Raw genomic sequence first — 15453 nt, forward strand, 5'->3', positions numbered from 1 at the left:
GTGGCCGGGGGCGCGGGGGGCGGAGGCGGCGCGGCGCCGCCCATCGTCGGTGCCGGGTCGACCGGCAGGCCGGTCGGTGCGCCCGGCGCGGCGCCGCCCTTGCCGTCGAAAATGCGCAGGGCGAGTTCCTTGCGGCCGCCCGGGCCTTCGAACACGGCGCTGCGCGGGGCCAGCTCGGTCAGCATCCAGCCCGGCTGCGATTCCGGCGCCTCGCCGACCTTCACCCGCCAGTACGCGCTGCCGTCCGGCTTCTGCACGATCGCGATGCGTGCCTGCGGGCTGATGAGCACGCTGGTCAGCACGAGGTCGAAGTCCGGCGGCGCGTCGGACTTGCCGTTGGGCTGCCCGATCGAAAACGCATGCGGTCGGCGGTCGGTGGCCAGCAGCGGGCGCGCGGAGATTTCCGCGTACTGCGAATACGGGCCGAGCGCCGGCGTCGCCTCGCCCTTGGGCAGGGTCGGCAGGCGGCTGCCTTCGATCGCGCCCGATTCGCCTTCGGGCAGATGGCCGCCCATGCCCGCAAGTGCCAGCGCCCAGGCGAGCAAGGCCCAACCGGCGACGGCGCCGAGCAGCAGCGTTCGCGGCGCGACGTCGTCAAGGCGCATCGGGGCCTCCGGAGGGCGGCGGCGTGTCCATTCCGGGCCCTGCCGTCGGCGCGCCCTGCGGGGGCGACGCGGACGAGGGGCCGGACATGCCCGACGGGGGTGCGGACGGCATCGGGCCGGCTCCGGACGACGGCGCGGGCGATGGCGCAACCGGCGCGACAGGCGCCACCGGGGCCGCCGCCGGAGCGCCCCCCCCGTCGGCGAGCGCGCCTGCCGGACGCAGGTAGCCGACGAGGTCGAAGCTCACGTCGAGCCCGCCCTCGCGGCCGGCCGCCTCGGGCCCGCCGGTGAAGAAGAAGCGCTGGGCGAGGATGTTGAGGTTCTCGACGAACAGGCGCGGCGTGCCGGCCTCGAGCGCGTACAGCACGGCGGCGGTCTCGGGCGTGCCGCAGTGCAGGCGCACCTGCACGGCGACCCGGGTGTAGGGCTCGTTGCCGCCGCCCTGCAGCGGCGACCGGTTGTTGATCTGGCAACTGCGGTTGCCGGGGCTCGCCTGCGCGACCACCGTTTCCAGGCGCTGCACCAGTCCCGCGACCGCCAGCTCGGCGGTGGCCTCCGGCAGGAACCCGGGGCGTCCGGCCAGGCGCTGCTGCGCCTCCTGCAACCGCGCCTGCACCAGCGGCGCCTGCGCGAGTTCGGCACGCAGTCGCGCATCGCGCTCGCGCAGCTGCGCGATGCGGTCGTCGACCTCGCGCATCGGCACCGTCCACCACGGGTGGATCAGGCACAGGTACGCCACGCCGAGCACCAACAACAGCAGGCCTAGCGCCAGCGCGCGTTCGCGCATCGAGATCACGGGCGTCATCGCGTGGCTCCCGTGGCCTTCGGCGCCGGTCCGAGTTCGGCGGTCAGCGTGAAGCGGTCACGACCGCTGGCAGGGTCGGGCTGGACCGCACCCGTCAGCGCCGGCGACCGCCACAGCGGCGTGCCTTCCATCCGGTTGATCAACGACGGCGCCGCATTGCTGAGGCCGAGCAACGTGAGCTGGTCGCCTTCGAGCGCGACCTTCTCGAGATACGTGCCGTCCGGCAGGCGACGGCTGAGCTCGTCGAGCACGGCGACCGCGGGCGGCTGCTCGGCGCGACGGCGGTCGAGGAACGTCTGGCCGGCCACGAGGGCAACGAAGGCTTCCCGCTGTCGCGCGCCCATCCGGGCCGGTCGCTCGCGGTCGTGCACCGCGGCCTCGAGGGCGTCGGCAGCCTGGCGGCGGTTGTCGAGGATCGCCGCGAGGGTCGCCGCGAAGGCGACCAGCGCGATGCCGGCCAGCACGCGGTTCCACAGGCGCCAGGGATCGCGCTGGCGACGGCGCGCGGCCGGATCGAGCAGGTTCGCGCCGCGCGGCAGGCCGGCGGCGTCGGGCGCGTCGATGCCGGCAAGGCGCCCGGCGAGCGGACCCAGCGCCTCCAGCAGCGGCTCGGCGCGCACGCGCGGGGCGACCACGAGTTCGACGTCGAGCTGCCCGTCGGGCCGGCGGCCGAGCAGGCGCGCGTCGTACAGCACGTCCTCGGCGGTGAACGGGGTCTGCCGGTCGACCTCGAAGCGCACCACGTCGCGCAGGCGGTCGGCGGCGGCGGCGGGCAACGCCAGCCGGCGAACGAGCACGCCGGCACCGGGCAACAGCAGCCAGCGCGGCAGGTCGACGGCCGAGGGACCGAGGACGGTCTGCAGCGGGTCGTCGCCCGGCAGGTCCGCGGGGGGCGGCAGGTCGCCGAGGTCGTGCAACAGGCCGTGGCGTTGCAGACGCAGCGCGAGGCTGCCGTCGGCGCGCGGCACCAGCAGCAGCCGGCCGCGGTCGACGCCGAGCGCGCGGCGCACGCGCGGCGGCAGCCACGCGGCGAGCGCGGCGCCCCACCAGGCGAGCAGCCCGCGCAGGCTGGTGGCCTGCGGGCCGAGCCGGGCGGCAAGCCGCCCGAGGCCGCGCAGGCGGCCTTCGATGACCGAGCTCATGGTGACGGAATCCCCTCCTCCCAACGCAGCGGCGTATAGGCCATGCCCGGTATGGCACTGCCCCCGGCGCGTACGACGGCACCCAACGTGGAGGTGCGTCCACCACGGAGCCGGGCCCGGCTCTCGATACTATACGTCCCGCTTCCGAACGCCTGCAGCCCGCCGGCGCCGGGCACTTCAGGCAGCGGCTGGCCCCGCGCGGGGTCCCAGGCCTCGCGTCGCGCGACCACCGCCGGGCCGTCCATGCCGAGCGCGGTCAGCACCGGCGCTCCCGCGAACGCCGGCTCCGGCCGGGCGCGCCCGCTGAAGACGGTGACGTAGGGCGCGACGCGCCGGTAGTCCGCGGGCGTGAAGCCCAGCACCTGCAGCAGCTCCGCGGTGCTCTCGAAGTCGGCGTCCTTGGCGCCCCAGGCGAGGCCGGCCGCGGCGTAGTCCGGGTCCTCGCCACCGCCGGACGGCTGGGTCAACGGATCGGGATCGCGCCAGTCGATGACCGCGCCGGCGAGGCGCTCCGCGCGGGGCCGCTCGATCCCCGAGGCCTGGAACAGTCCGACCAGCAGCGTGGCGTCGGCCTGATTGAGGTCGACCTTCGCATCCTCGTCCACGATCCGAACCTCGACCTCCGCCCCTTCGAACGACCACGTGTACGCGCGACCGTCCGGGCGCCACTGCCGGCGCGGATCCTGCAGCGCCACACGGGTCAGCGCGTACTCCAGCCCGGCGCGCGCAGCCTGGTCGGCGACCACGCCGTCGACGAGCGCGCGGCCCTCGAGGTTCTCGGTGCGCGCGGCCAGCGCGAAGGCGCCGACCAGCGAGATCAGCAGCACCATCAGCCACAGCACGAGCAGCAGCGCGACGCCGCGCGCGCGGCGTTTCATCGCCCCACACCGGTGGCGAGCGCGGACGCCAGTCGCGGGGCGACCACCAGGGTCGGCCACGGCCGGCCGTCGGCGCCGGTGATCTTGACCTCCACCAGCAGCGGCAACTGCTCGACGGCCGTCCATTCGTCGCGCCATTCACCGGGCCGACCGTCCTCGCCGAGGCCGCGATAGCGGAAGCCCACGCTGCGCACGTCGTCGGCGAGCAACTCGGGCGGCGAGGCGCGCGTCGTCTCCGGCGTGCCCGGCTGCGGCGGCGACAGCGCGAGCAGCAGCCGCACGCCGTCGCCATCGGGGCGACGCTCCACGATCAACTCGTGCAGGCTCGGGCCGCCGTGGCCGATGTAGTCCGGCAGATCGGAGACGAAGCGCATGCGGTCGTGCGTACCCGAGAAGCGCATCGGCAGGCCGGTCGACGTGTCGATCTGGAACGCCACGGAGCGCGCGCCCGCGATGCGCCGACGCAGGAAGTTCTCGACCGCGCGGACATGCCCGTTGGCCTCGGCGATCGCCTCGCCGCGGCGCGCGGCCTGCGTGGCTCCCGTGATGGTGGCGAATGCGAGCGTCAGCCCCGCCGCCAGCAGCACGGTCGCGAGCAGCACTTCCACCAGCGTGAAGCCGCGCGCGGACTTCATCCGGGTGCCCCGAGATTCGGCGGCACCAGGCGCAGCGAATGCAGTTCGATCCGTTCGCGGGGCCCGCCCTCGCCCCACTGCACTTCGAGGTCGAGTGCCAGCAGCACCGGCGCGTTGGGGTCGACGGGCTGCCCGCGCGCGTCGCCGGGGTCGAACCGACGCACGTGCATCTGCCAGCGGTAGCGCCCGTCCTCGAGCGCGCCGTCGCGATCGCCTTCGCGCCACGGGCCGTCGAGCTCGACGCGGTCCATGAGCGACTGCGCGAGCAGTGCCGCGCGACCGGCATCGTTCGACCACCGCACCTGGCGGCTGGCATGCGTGAGCGTGCCCAGCAGCACCGTCAACGCGAGCGCGAGCACGGCGAAGGCGACAATCACCTCGACGAGCGTGTAGCCGCGCTGGCGCCGGATCACGGCGCGGCTCCGGCGCGGGCGAGCTTCACCTCGCCGGTGAGCCAGGCGACGTCGACCGTCCATGCGGCGGTGTCGCGCGACAGGCGCACGCGGCCGCCGGTGGAGGCGCCGTCGGCGAAGAAGAGGATCGCGCCCTCGCCCGGCGTCGGCTGCACTTCGCGCGCGCCGGTGAACGACACGCGCACGGCCTCGGGCAGCGTGCCGTGGCGTTCGCCCGCCGCCTGCCAGGTGTGGCGCGCGGGATCGAGCACGAAGCGCTGCGTGTGGCCCGTGGCGATCGCGCGGGTGCGCGTGTAGCGCACCTGGGACGCCACTTCCTTCGCCGCCGACCGCAACTGCATACCCTTGAAGCCGCCGTTCATCGCACTCGCCGCGAGCAGGCTCATCACCGCGACCAGCGTGATGACGATGACGATCTCGATCAGCGACACGCCGCGCGCGCGACGGGCGGCGGGGCCGGCCCTCCGTCGGCGCGCCGCGGCGGTCATTCGTTGCGCAGGTCGGCGTCGTAGCTGGTGCCGCCGGGCTTGCCGTCCTTGCCGAGCACGATCAGGTCGAAGGCGTGGCCGTCGTCGCCGGGCGCCTTGTAGCTGATCGCGTTGCCCCACGGATCCTTGAGCTCGTTCGCCTTGGCGTACGGGCCCAGCCAGCCGCTGGTGCCCTGCGGCTGCGCGGCGAGGTCGCCGAGCGAGGTCGGCAGCGCACCGACGTCCATCTGGTACTGCTCGATCTTCTGCGCGAGCGTCTGCACCTGCGACTTGGCGAGGTTCGCCTTCGCGCGGTCCGCGCCGCCGAGGATGCGGCTGCCGACGAAGGTCAGCACGATGCCGATCAGCACGATGACGATGATGATCTCGATCAGGCTCATGCCGCGCTGGCGCGCACGGGCGGCGGGCGAGCGGGTCAGGGAACGGTTGCGCATGCGGGCGGGCTCGCGGGAGAGGGAGGGCGACTGTTTACCAAATTCGCGGCGGGAAGCGCGTGTCAGGGCCGGTTCGTTCAGGCTTTCACGTCGTATCGGACCGCGGCGCCGACGCACGGTTCCCCTGCCGGCCGCGGACGGCGCGGGGCGGTCACCCGATCTGGCCGGTGAGGTCGTACATCGGCACCAGGATGCCGAGGATGACCGTGCCGATCACGAACGCCAGCACCATGGTGACGATCGGCACGAGAGCGGCGAGCATGCGGTCGAGTGCGAGGGACGTCTCGTGCTCGAAGGTCTCGGCGGTGCGGATCAGCATCGCATCGAGCGCCCCGGACTCCTCGCCGACCTGGATCATCTGCAGCGCGAGGCGCGGGAAGCGCTTCCCGCGTCCCAGCGCCGTGGAAAGCGCGACGCCGTTCTTCACCTCGTCCGCGGCCTTCTCGACGTCGTCGGCGAGCACGCGATTGCCCAGCACGTTGCGGCCGATGCCGAGCGCGGTGATCAGTGGCACGCCATTGCGCACCAACGTACCGAGCGTGCGCGACAGTCGCGCCACCTCAACGCGCGCGACCAGCAGGCCGGCGAACTTGCGGCGCAGCAACCAGGCGTCGAACGCCATGCGGAAGGCCGGATCGCGCCGCTTGCGCTCGATCCACCACACCGCGAGCGCGGGCGCCACCACGATGACGATCCAGAAATCGCGCACGAAGTTGCCGATGGCCAGGATGATCTTCGTGAAAAGCGGAAGCTCCGCGCCGAGGCTCTCGTACATCTGCGCGAACTGCGGCACCACGTAGCCGAGCAGGAACAGCATGCTCAGCGTGACCATCACCAGCAGGATGGCCGGATAGATCAGTGCGTTGATCACCCGACCCTGCAGCGCACGCGAGCGCTCCAGGTAGTCGGCGAGCCGCGCGAGCGTTTCGTGCAGCGTGCCGCCGGCTTCACCCGCGCGCACCATGTTCACGTACAGGCGCGAGAACGTGCCGTGCTGGCGGTCGAGCGCGGTCGACAGCGCGGCGCCACCACGCACCGCCTCGCGCACGTCGCCGACCACGCGCTTGGCGGCCTCGTCCTCGGGTAGCTCCAGCAGGATCGACAGCGCGCGATCGAGCGGTTGGCCCGCGCCGAGCAGCGTCGCCAGCTGCTGGGTGAACTGCACGAGGCGCGCACCGGCGAAGGGCTTGGCCTTGAACAGGCCCTTCCAGATCGCGGGGCCGCCGCCTTCGCTCGAGGGCTTCGCCTCGACCGGCAGGTGCCCCTGCCCCTGCAGGCGCTGCACCACGTCTTCGACGCTCGCGGCCTCCATCTGGCCGTCGAGCATCTCGCCGCGCGGGTTCAGCGCCTTGTAGCGATAGAGCGCCATGCGTCGCTTACGTCTCTTCCGTCACGCGCAGCACTTCCTCGATCGTCGTCAGGCCGGCGAGCGCCTTGGCGATGCCGTCCTCGTACATCGTGCGCATGCCGGCCGCACGTGCGATCTCCTCGATCTCGCCCATGCCCGCATGGCGCATCACCGCGCGGCGCAGTTCGTCGTTCATGACGAGGAACTCCATGATCGTCGTTCGGCCGTGGTAGCCCGTGGGCGCGAACGGCGAGCCCTTCGGCCGGAACAGGAAGATCTCGCCCTCGGGCTGCAGCCGGCGCAGGCCGAACTTCTCGATCTCCTCCGGCGACGCGCGGTAACGCTCCGCATGCGTCGGCTCGAGCCTGCGCACCAGGCGCTGCGCCAGGATGCCGTTGATCGTCGACGTGAGCAGGTAGTCCTCGACACCCATGTCCAGCAGGCGGGTGATGCCGCCCGCCGCGTTGTTGGTGTGCAGCGTCGACAGCACGAGGTGGCCGGTGAGCGCGGACTGGATCGCGATGCGCGCGGTTTCCAGGTCGCGCATTTCGCCGATCATGATGATGTCGGGGTCCTGTCGCACGATGGAGCGCAGCGCATGGGCGAAGTCGAGCCCGATCTGCGGCTTGGCCTGGATCTGGTTGATGCCCTCGATCTGGTATTCGACCGGATCCTCGACCGTGATGATCTTGACGTCCGGCGTATTGAGCTTCGAGAGCGCCGTGTACAGCGTCGTCGTCTTGCCCGAACCGGTGGGACCGGTCACCAACAGGATGCCGTGCGGCTGGTCCAACACCTTCTGGAAATCGGCGAGGAAGTTGTCGGTGAAACCGAGCTTCTCGAAGCTCAGCACGATCGACTCGCGATCGAGCAGGCGCATCACCACGCTTTCGCCGTGCGAGGTGGGCACGGTGCTGACGCGCAGGTCGAGCTCGCGGCCCTGCACGCGCAGCTGGATGCGGCCGTCCTGCGGCAGGCGGCGCTCGGCGATGTTGAGCTTGGCCATGATCTTGATGCGGCTGATCACGGCGGCGGTGAGGTTCGCCGGCGGGCTCTCGCCCTCGTGCAGCACGCCATCGACGCGGTAGCGCACCTTCAGCGCCGTTTCGAAGGGCTCGATGTGGATGTCGGAGCTGCGCAGCTCGACCGCGCGCTGGATGATCAGGTTCACCAGGCGGATGACCGGCGCTTCGGACGCGAGGTCGCGCAGGTGCTCGACGTCGTCCAGCTCGCCCGCCTCGCCGTCCGCGTTGTCGACGATCGCGCCCATCGCGCTGCGGCCCTGGCCGTGCCAGCGCTCGATCAATGCATCGATCTCCGAGCGCAGGCCCACCAGTGGCGTCAGCGCGCGCGGCAGCGCCAGGCGCAGTGCGTCGAGCTGGTAGGCGTCCTGCGGATCGGCCATCAGCACGTCGACGCCGGCGTCCGTCTCGCGGATCGGGCAGAGGTGGAACTGGCGCATGAAGCGGGCCGACAGCGCCACGCCCTCGGGCGGCAGGTCGGGCAGGTCTTTCGTCGCGACCAGCGGCAGGTCGAGCACGGTGGCGACCGCCTCGGCATGGTCGCGCTCGGAGACGAGGCCGAGGCGGCCGAGCAGTTCAAGGAGCGTCCCTCCCGTTTCCTGTTGCAGCCGCAGGGCCCTCGCCAGGTCGGCATCCCGAAGGCGTCCCCGGGCCTGAAGCACGCGGACGACGGCACTTTCCAGCCCTTCGGGGGTTGCACCTGCGGGAAAAGGGGCTTCGAAAGCGGCGTTCATGGGGCTCTCCGACGGAGCCCGACTTTAGCAAGCGGGCCCGGGCAGCCGCCTCCCGAGCCGGGCAGCGCCGTGCTCCCGACACGTCGCGCCGGCGGTTTCCGACGAATGGCGACCAGAATCACGGTGAAAGTGACGTCAAACGGCACCTCTCTACTAGCCGCGGCGCACATTTCTAGTGTGACGCACTTCCCAAATTTTGATTTTGGGCCGTAGACTCCGCCCAACCGCGCTCGGTCGGTCAGGAGAAATTAATCATGTCGGTGTTCAAAGCCATGCTGGCCCCGATGCTTGCCGTCGCCGCGGGTTCTACCGCGTTCACGGTCCAGGCCGGCCAAGGCGTAACGAACTTCTCGAACCCCGCAGCGGTCGGCATCCCCGATTCCGGCCCGGGCAATCCCTTCCCCTCCGTCGTGACGGTCGCCGGGCTGCGCGGAAACGTCTACGACCTACGCGTAACGCTCAATGGCGCGTACCACACGTGGATCGGTGACCTGGACGTGGCGCTCGTCGCGCCCGACGGTCGCCAGGTGCCACTCATGGCGCGTGCCGGCGGGAGCCGAGACCTTTCCGACACCACGATCACCTTTCGCACCGATGCAACGGCGCTGCTCGCCACGGCAGGCAGCCCGATCGCCTCGGGCAGCTACCAGACCGCGGCCGGCGCCCCCAACAACCTGACGCTGTTCAACGGAACGGCGTCCTACGCGAACGGCGACTGGAAGCTTTACGTGTTCGACGGCGAGGCGGGAGACTCCGGCCAGATCGCACGCGGGTGGACGCTCTCGTTCACCTCGGACGTGTTCACCACCTGCGCCGCCGAAGGCTACAGCGGTACGAGGCTGATGCTTTGCCAGAAGGCGTGCGAGTCGAACCTCACCGGTTCCGCGCTGACGGGCGTCATCAAGATGTACGTGCTGGCCTTCAAGGAACAGCCGGCCTGCGCGCTCTGAGCTGATCGGCGGCGACGGTCGACCCGGTTTCGTAGGGCCAACCCGACGCATCGAAATACCGACCTCATCCAACACTGGACAACATCATGACCAGCACTCGTCTTGCTCTCGCCCTCGCCGCACTGGCGGGCCTCTCCTTCGGCACCAACGCGCATGCGGCCAAGGTCGGCTACTTCGAGATGTGCACCGGCACCGGTAACCCGGGCGTCGCCACCGCCATCACGGCCACCGGCCATACCCCCGTCAATGTCACGACGCTCGATGCCACCACGCTCGCGTCAATCGACGCGCTGTTCGTCACCAATTGCAGCAACGGCGGCTACAACGCGCGTTACACGTCCAACCTCGCGACGGTGAACACCGCCGTGTCGAATGGTCTCAAGCTGTTCATCCACGACCGCTACGTAACCGGCGCGGCGACCATTCTGCCGCTCGGCGTGACCGCGACGCGGGCCACCAACGACAACATCGAGATTCCAGCCGGCAGCCCGATCACCACGGGCGTCGGCGGCACGCTTACGGCGACGAACCTGGACGGCCTGAGCTCGTCCTCGCACGGTTACGTGAACCCGGGCAGTCTCCCGAGCGGTGCGGTCACGCTTCTGACGCGCGCGTCGGCCGCGGAACCGGTCACGGTGTCCTACAACGTGGGTTCGGGCCGTGTGGTGTATTCCACCATCCCGCTGGACTGCGCGTTTGGCGGCCCGTGCAGCAGCAGCCCTGCAACCCCGGGCATGACCACCATCTACACGCCGAACCTGATCGCTTGGGCAGTCGGGCCGTCGTTCACCACCTGCGCTGCCGAGGGTTACACGAGCGCGACCAAGACCACCCTGTGTCATAAGGTGTGCGAGTCGAACCTCACCGGCACGGCGCTCACCGGCATGATCAAGCTGTACGTGGCGACCTACAAGGAACAGCCGGCCTGCGTGCGCTGAGCCAACGGCACCGGGGCGCGCGTCGCTGACGCTCGTTCCCACAAAAAGAAGGGCGCCGAAAGGCGCCCTTTTTCTTGCCTGCAATGTACGTGTCAGCCCACCCACGCCCTCGCATTGCGGAACATACGCAGCCACGGCGACTCGGCCGGCCAGTCGCGCGGTGCCCAGCTCAGGTTCGCCGTGCGCAGCGTGCGCTCGGGGTGCGGCATCAGCAGGGTCACGCGGCCGTCGCGACTCGTGAAGCCGGCGATCGCGTCGGTCGAGCCGTTGGGATTGAGCGGGTACTGCGATGCCGGCTCGCCGCGGCCGTCGACATAGCGCAGCGCGACGTCGAGCGCCATGCGCGCGGCCGGGTCGTCGAACTGCACGCGCCCCTCGCCATGGGCGACGGCGACGGGGATGCGCGAGCCCTCCATGCCCTTGAGGAAGACGGACGGCGATTCGACGACCTGCAGCAGGCCGAGGCGCGCCTCGAACTGCTCGCTCCGGTTGCGCAGCAGGCGCGGGAAGTGCTCGGCCCCGGGGATGACCGGCGCCATCGAGGCCATCATCTGGCAGCCGTTGCAGACCCCGAGCGCGAACGTGTCCTCGCGGCGGAAGAAGGCCGCGAAGGCCTCGCGCACCGCGCTGCGCTCGAGCGCGCTCGTCGCCCATCCGCGCCCCGCGCCCAGCACGTCGCCGTAGCTGAAGCCGCCGCAGGCCGCGAGGCCGGCGAACTGCGCGAGATCGACACGCCCGGCGATCAGGTCACTCATGTGCACGTCGACGGCGGTAAAGCCCGCCGTATCGAAGCCCCACGCCATCTCGATCTGGCCGTTGACGCCCTGCTCGCGCAGGATCGCGACCTTCGGGCGCGCACCCGCGTTCACGTACGGCGCGGCGACGTCGTCGGACGGGTCGAAGGCGAGCTTCGGCACCAGTCCCGGCGCATTGAAGTCCCGCGCGATGGCACGTTCCTCGTCGGCGCAGTCGGGGTTGTCGCGCAGCCGCTGCATCGCATGACTGACCGACCACCAGGCATCGAACAGCTCCTGCCAGGTCCATTCGGCGAGCGTCTCGCCGTCGCGGCGCACGCGGATCTGCGGCGCGCCGGTGGGCTTGGCGATGCGCTGCGCGCAGTCGATCAGGCCGTGCTCGGCGACGAGGTCGGCGAACTCCGCACGATCCTCGACGGCGACCTGCACGATGACGCCGAGTTCCTCGTTGAACAGGCAGCGGAACGGGTCGTCGCCCCAGGCATCGAGCGCGATGTCGAGGCCCGTGCGCGAACAGAACGCCATTTCGGCGAGGGCCGCGAAGGCGCCACCGTCGGAGCGGTCGTGGTAGGCGCGGATCAGCCCGGCCGCACGCGCGGCGCGGATCAGCTCGAAGAACTCGCAGAGTCGCTGCGGATCGTCGACGTCCGGCACGCCGAAGCCGTCGCGCTCGCCCGCACCCGCGAACGCCGGGTAGGCGGCGTCGCCACCGGCGTCCGGGTGGCACTGCACGAGCACCGAGCCGCCGAGGCGCTGCTTGCCCGCACCGAGGCCGATGAGCCACAGGTCGCTGTCGACGTCGCGGTCGAGCAAGGGGGTGAACTGCTGGCGCACGTCGGTCACCGGCGCGAACGCGGTGACGACGAGCGACACGGGCGACACCGATTTCTGCGGCACGCCGTCGGCCTGCCACTGCGCCTGCATCGACAGCGAATCCTTGCCCACGGGGATCGCGAGCTGCAGCGTCGGGCACAGCTCCATCGCGATCGCCTCGACCGCGTCGAACAGCAGCGCGTCCTCGCCGGGATGGCCGGCCGCGGCCATCCAGTTGGCGGAGAGCTTGATGCGGTCGAGCGATTCGATCGGTGCCGCGCAAAGATTCGTCAACGCTTCGCCGACGGCCATGCGCGCGGCGGCCGCGGAATCGAGCAATGCAAGCGGCGTGCGCTCGCCGAGCGCCATCGCCTCGCCTGCATGCGTATCGAAACCGCTGAACGTGATCGCGCAGTCCGCGACCGGCAGCTGCCACGGGCCGACCATCTGGTCGCGCGCGGTCAGGCCGCCGACGCTGCGATCGCCGATGGTGACGAGGAAGCTCTTGGACGCGACGGTGGGGTGCGCGAGCACGCGCAGCGCGGCATCCCGCAGATCGAGCCCGCTCCACTTGAGCGACGGCCACTTCGGCGCGGCGGGATGCGCGGTGTCGCGATGCATCTTCGGGGGCTTGCCGAACAGCACGTCCATCGGGATGTCGATGGCCCAGTCGGTTTCGCCGGACTCGACCGCGTCGAGCGTGGCGCCATGGCCGACCACGAGGCGCTCCTCGCCCGTCGCGACGCCGACCACCGCGAACGGACAGCGCTCGCGCTCGCAGATCGCGGCGAACTCCGCGACGCGCTCGGGCGGAAGGCCCAGCACGTAGCGCTCCTGCGACTCGTTGCACCACAGCTGCATCGGCGAGAGCGACGGATCGTCGGACGGCACGCGGTCGAGGTCGATCACGCCACCGAGGTCGCTGTCGTGCAGCAGCTCGGGGATCGCGTTCGACAGGCCGCCCGCGCCGACGTCGTGCACGGTGGCGATCGGGTTGTTGTCGCCGAGGCCGACGCAGCGGTCGATCACTTCCTGGCAGCGGCGTTCCATCTCCGGGTTGTCGCGCTGGACGCTCGCGAAGTCGAGCGACTCCTGGCTCTCGCCGGACGCCACGGAACTCGCCGCGCCGCCGCCGAGGCCGATCAGCATCGCCGGGCCACCGAGCACCACGATCGCATCGCCCGGCCGCAGGCCGTGCTTCTGCACCTGGATGCGGTCGATCGCACCGAGGCCGCCGGCGAGCATGATCGGCTTGTCGTACGCGCGGGCGATGTCGCCTTCCGGCAGCTCGAAGCTTCGGAAGTAACCGAGCAGGTTGGGCCGGCCGAATTCGTTGTTGAACGCGGCGGCGCCGATCGGGCCGTCGAGCATGATCTCGAGGGCGGGCGCCATGCGCGGATTGAGCGAACGCTCCGCCTCCCACGGCTGCGGCAGCGTGGGAATGCGCAGGTGCGAGACCGAGAAGCCGGCGAGCCCCGCCTTCGGCTTGCCGCCGCGGCCGGTCGCGCCCTCGTCGCGGATCTCGCCGCCCGCACCGGTCGAGGCACCGGGGAACGGCGCGATCGCGGTCGGGTGGTTGTGCGTCTCCACCTTGATGCAGAAGGCCGATTCGACTTCGGGCTCGCTGCGGTAGGTGAAGTCCGGGCCGCTCGGGCGGAAGCGCTTCGCCGCGTAGCCTTCCACCACCGCCGCGTTGTCGCTGTATGCGCTCAACGTGTGCTGGGGCGTGGTCGCGTGCGTGTGGCGGATCATGCCGAACAGCGACTTCGGCGCATCGGCGCCGTCGATCGTCCAGCTCGCGTTGAAGATCTTGTGCCGGCAGTGCTCGGAGTTGGCCTGCGCGAACATCATCAGCTCGACGTCGGCCGGCGTGCGGCCGATCGCGGTGTAGCGCTCGCGCAGGTAGGCGATCTCGTCGTCGGCAAGCGCGAGGCCGAGCCGCAGGTTCGCGTTCTCGAGGCCGGCGAGGTCGATGCGCTCGAGGTCGCCGCGCGACGGCGTTTCGAACAGCGCGATCGCGTCCTCGCGCGCCTCGAGCAGCGACTGCGTCATCGGATCGTGCAGCACCTTCGCAAGGCGGCCCTGCGTCGTCGCATCGGCCGGCCAGCCGGCGAGGTCGAGCCGGGTGCCGCGCTCGACGCGCTGCACCGGCAGGCCCGCACCCCGCAGCAGTTCGGTGGCCTTGCTCGACCACGGCGAGCGCGTGCCCAGCCGTGGGGTCACGAAGCGCGAGACGTCGGCGGCGCCGCGTTCGGCGAACTCGCGCCCGGCCTCGAGGATCTGCCCGAGCTTCGCGGCGTCAGGCTGCGCGCCCGGCTCCGCCAGGACCCAGTAGGCATGGCGGGCGCCGGAGATGCGGACGTCGGGGTGAAGGGCGCGGAGGCGAGCTTCGAGCCGCTCCAGGCGGAACGGCGACAGGGCGGGAGCGCCCTCGAGGACGATCATGTCCGAAGGACCGTGCGACGTCAGGGCCCTTCATTGTACCCGCCCCGGCCGGGGCCGCCCGATCAGCCGGCGGGCTTGGCGGCCGGCGCGGCCTTCGCGGCGAGCTGATCGAGCACCATGCGCAGCTTTTCCGGCGGGACATAGCCGCCCAGCTGGCTGCCGTCGTCGGCGACGACCATCGGCGTACCGGTCAGGCCCGCGCGCTGGCCGATGTCGTATTCCATGTCGACCGGGCTCTTGCAGGTACGGGCCGGCACGGGACGGTCGTTCTTGGCGTCGGTGAGCGCCTTGCGGCGATCCGGTGCGCACCAGACCGAGACCATCTGGCGGTAGTCGTCGCTGCCGATGCCGGCACGCGGGAAGGCGACGTATTCGACGGCGATGCCCTGCCGGTTGTAGTCGGCGATCTCGCTGTGCATCTTCCGGCAGAAGCCACAGCTGATGTCGGTGAACACCGTCACCCGGTACTTGGGATTGGCCGGTGCGAAGACGATGCGGTCGGCTTCCGGGATCTTGTCGATCAGCGCCTTGCGCAGCTTGCCGAGCGAGGATTCGGTGAGGTTGTGCTTGTCGTGGGTGTCGTACAGCGCGCCGCCGCTGCCGGGGATGAACATATAGCGCCCGTCGTCGCTGACGTAGGCCACCTGGCCGCCCACCACGACCTCGCGGAAGCCCGGGAGGGGCGCCTTCTCGACGCGTTCGACGACGGCACGGGGATCGATGGTGCGGACGGCCTCGACCGCGCGGGCGTCGGGCGTGCCGGCGGCGGGCTTCGCCTCGGCCGTCGAGCCGGCCGTGCGCGAGAGTGCGCTGGCGGCCTTCGGCGCATCGGAGGGCACCTTCGCGCACGCGGTGAGGCTGGCGAGACCGAGGGTCAGCAGGAGCAGCGAATGGCGGACGTTGCGCATCGGTCGGGTCGGCCCGGCGGAGGGAGCCGGATTGTGGCATGGCCCGCAGCGGCCGGCCGTGGGCGGCGGCCGCGCGACACGCGGGATTCAGTTGGCCCGGGCCGCGAGCGGCGTGCGGTACCCGCGGTGCCTGTCGAGCG

13 protein-coding genes and 1 pseudogene are annotated in these 15453 nt (G+C 71.2%); 2 read left to right on the forward strand and 12 right to left on the reverse strand.

The window, feature by feature from the left end:
• The 10 genes and pseudogenes from ACY35P_RS01305 to gspE form a co-directional block, all read right to left on the reverse strand.
• Nucleotides 1-605, reverse strand: a 605-nt coding sequence (locus ACY35P_RS01305; RefSeq protein WP_462114015.1) for a type II secretion system protein XpsN, incomplete at its 3' end; no start/stop codon positions are given.
• A gap of 118 nt (nucleotides 606-723) precedes the next feature.
• A pseudogene (gspM, locus tag ACY35P_RS01310) lies at nucleotides 724-1392 on the reverse strand (type II secretion system protein GspM); the annotation flags it as partial.
• 14 nt (nucleotides 1393-1406) lie between these two features.
• Complete coding sequence (locus ACY35P_RS01315) at nucleotides 1407-2552, reverse strand: PilN domain-containing protein (RefSeq protein ID WP_462114016.1); 1146 nt, start codon at nucleotides 2550-2552, stop codon at nucleotides 1407-1409.
• A complete protein-coding gene (locus ACY35P_RS01320) occupies nucleotides 2549-3430 on the reverse strand; it encodes a type II secretion system minor pseudopilin (RefSeq protein ID WP_462114017.1) in 882 nt (293 codons plus the stop codon). The genes ACY35P_RS01315 and ACY35P_RS01320 overlap by 4 nt, the downstream gene beginning before the upstream one ends.
• The gene (locus ACY35P_RS01325; RefSeq protein ID WP_462114018.1) at nucleotides 3427-4065 is read right to left on the reverse strand and encodes a prepilin-type N-terminal cleavage/methylation domain-containing protein; all 639 of its coding nucleotides are present in this window, start codon (nucleotides 4063-4065) and stop codon (nucleotides 3427-3429) included. Before ACY35P_RS01325 ends, ACY35P_RS01320 begins: the two co-directional genes overlap by 4 nt.
• Complete coding sequence (gene xpsI / locus ACY35P_RS01330; RefSeq protein ID WP_462114129.1) at nucleotides 4062-4475, reverse strand: type II secretion system protein XpsI; 414 nt, start codon at nucleotides 4473-4475, stop codon at nucleotides 4062-4064. Before xpsI ends, ACY35P_RS01325 begins: the two co-directional genes overlap by 4 nt.
• Nucleotides 4475-4966 (reverse strand): type II secretion system protein XpsH, encoded by a 492-nt coding sequence (gene xpsH, locus ACY35P_RS01335; protein ID WP_462114019.1) that lies wholly within the window; start codon nucleotides 4964-4966, stop codon nucleotides 4475-4477. The genes xpsI and xpsH overlap by 1 nt, the downstream gene beginning before the upstream one ends.
• Entirely contained in the window at nucleotides 4963-5400 is a 438-nt protein-coding gene (gspG, locus tag ACY35P_RS01340) for a type II secretion system major pseudopilin GspG (RefSeq protein ID WP_462114020.1), read from the reverse strand. Before gspG ends, xpsH begins: the two co-directional genes overlap by 4 nt.
• Before the next feature lie 151 nt (nucleotides 5401-5551).
• Entirely contained in the window at nucleotides 5552-6769 is a 1218-nt protein-coding gene (gene xpsF / locus ACY35P_RS01345) for a type II secretion system protein XpsF (protein ID WP_462114021.1), read from the reverse strand.
• 7 nt (nucleotides 6770-6776) lie between these two features.
• Nucleotides 6777-8504: a type II secretion system ATPase GspE gene (gene gspE, locus ACY35P_RS01350; RefSeq protein ID WP_462114022.1), complete on the reverse strand. Its 1728-nt coding sequence runs from the start codon at nucleotides 8502-8504 to the stop codon at nucleotides 6777-6779.
• Nucleotides 8505-8758: 254 nt separating this feature from the next.
• Between gspE and ACY35P_RS01355 the strand changes: the two genes are divergently transcribed.
• The gene (locus ACY35P_RS01355; RefSeq protein ID WP_462114023.1) at nucleotides 8759-9454 is read left to right on the forward strand and encodes a proprotein convertase P-domain-containing protein; all 696 of its coding nucleotides are present in this window, start codon (nucleotides 8759-8761) and stop codon (nucleotides 9452-9454) included.
• Between the two features lie 86 nt (nucleotides 9455-9540).
• Nucleotides 9541-10392, forward strand: coding sequence for a hypothetical protein (locus ACY35P_RS01360; protein WP_462114024.1), 852 nt, complete (start codon nucleotides 9541-9543; stop codon nucleotides 10390-10392).
• A gap of 92 nt (nucleotides 10393-10484) precedes the next feature.
• On the opposite strand, the gene purL is transcribed toward ACY35P_RS01360, so the two are convergent.
• Nucleotides 10485-14405: a phosphoribosylformylglycinamidine synthase gene (purL, locus tag ACY35P_RS01365; RefSeq protein WP_462114025.1), complete on the reverse strand. Its 3921-nt coding sequence runs from the start codon at nucleotides 14403-14405 to the stop codon at nucleotides 10485-10487.
• 62 nt (nucleotides 14406-14467) lie between these two features.
• The gene (locus tag ACY35P_RS01370) at nucleotides 14468-15313 is read right to left on the reverse strand and encodes a DsbC family protein (RefSeq protein ID WP_462114026.1); all 846 of its coding nucleotides are present in this window, start codon (nucleotides 15311-15313) and stop codon (nucleotides 14468-14470) included.
• Nucleotides 15314-15453 lie beyond the last annotated feature (140 nt).

The sequence above is a fragment of the Lysobacter xanthus genome, assembly GCF_047159895.1.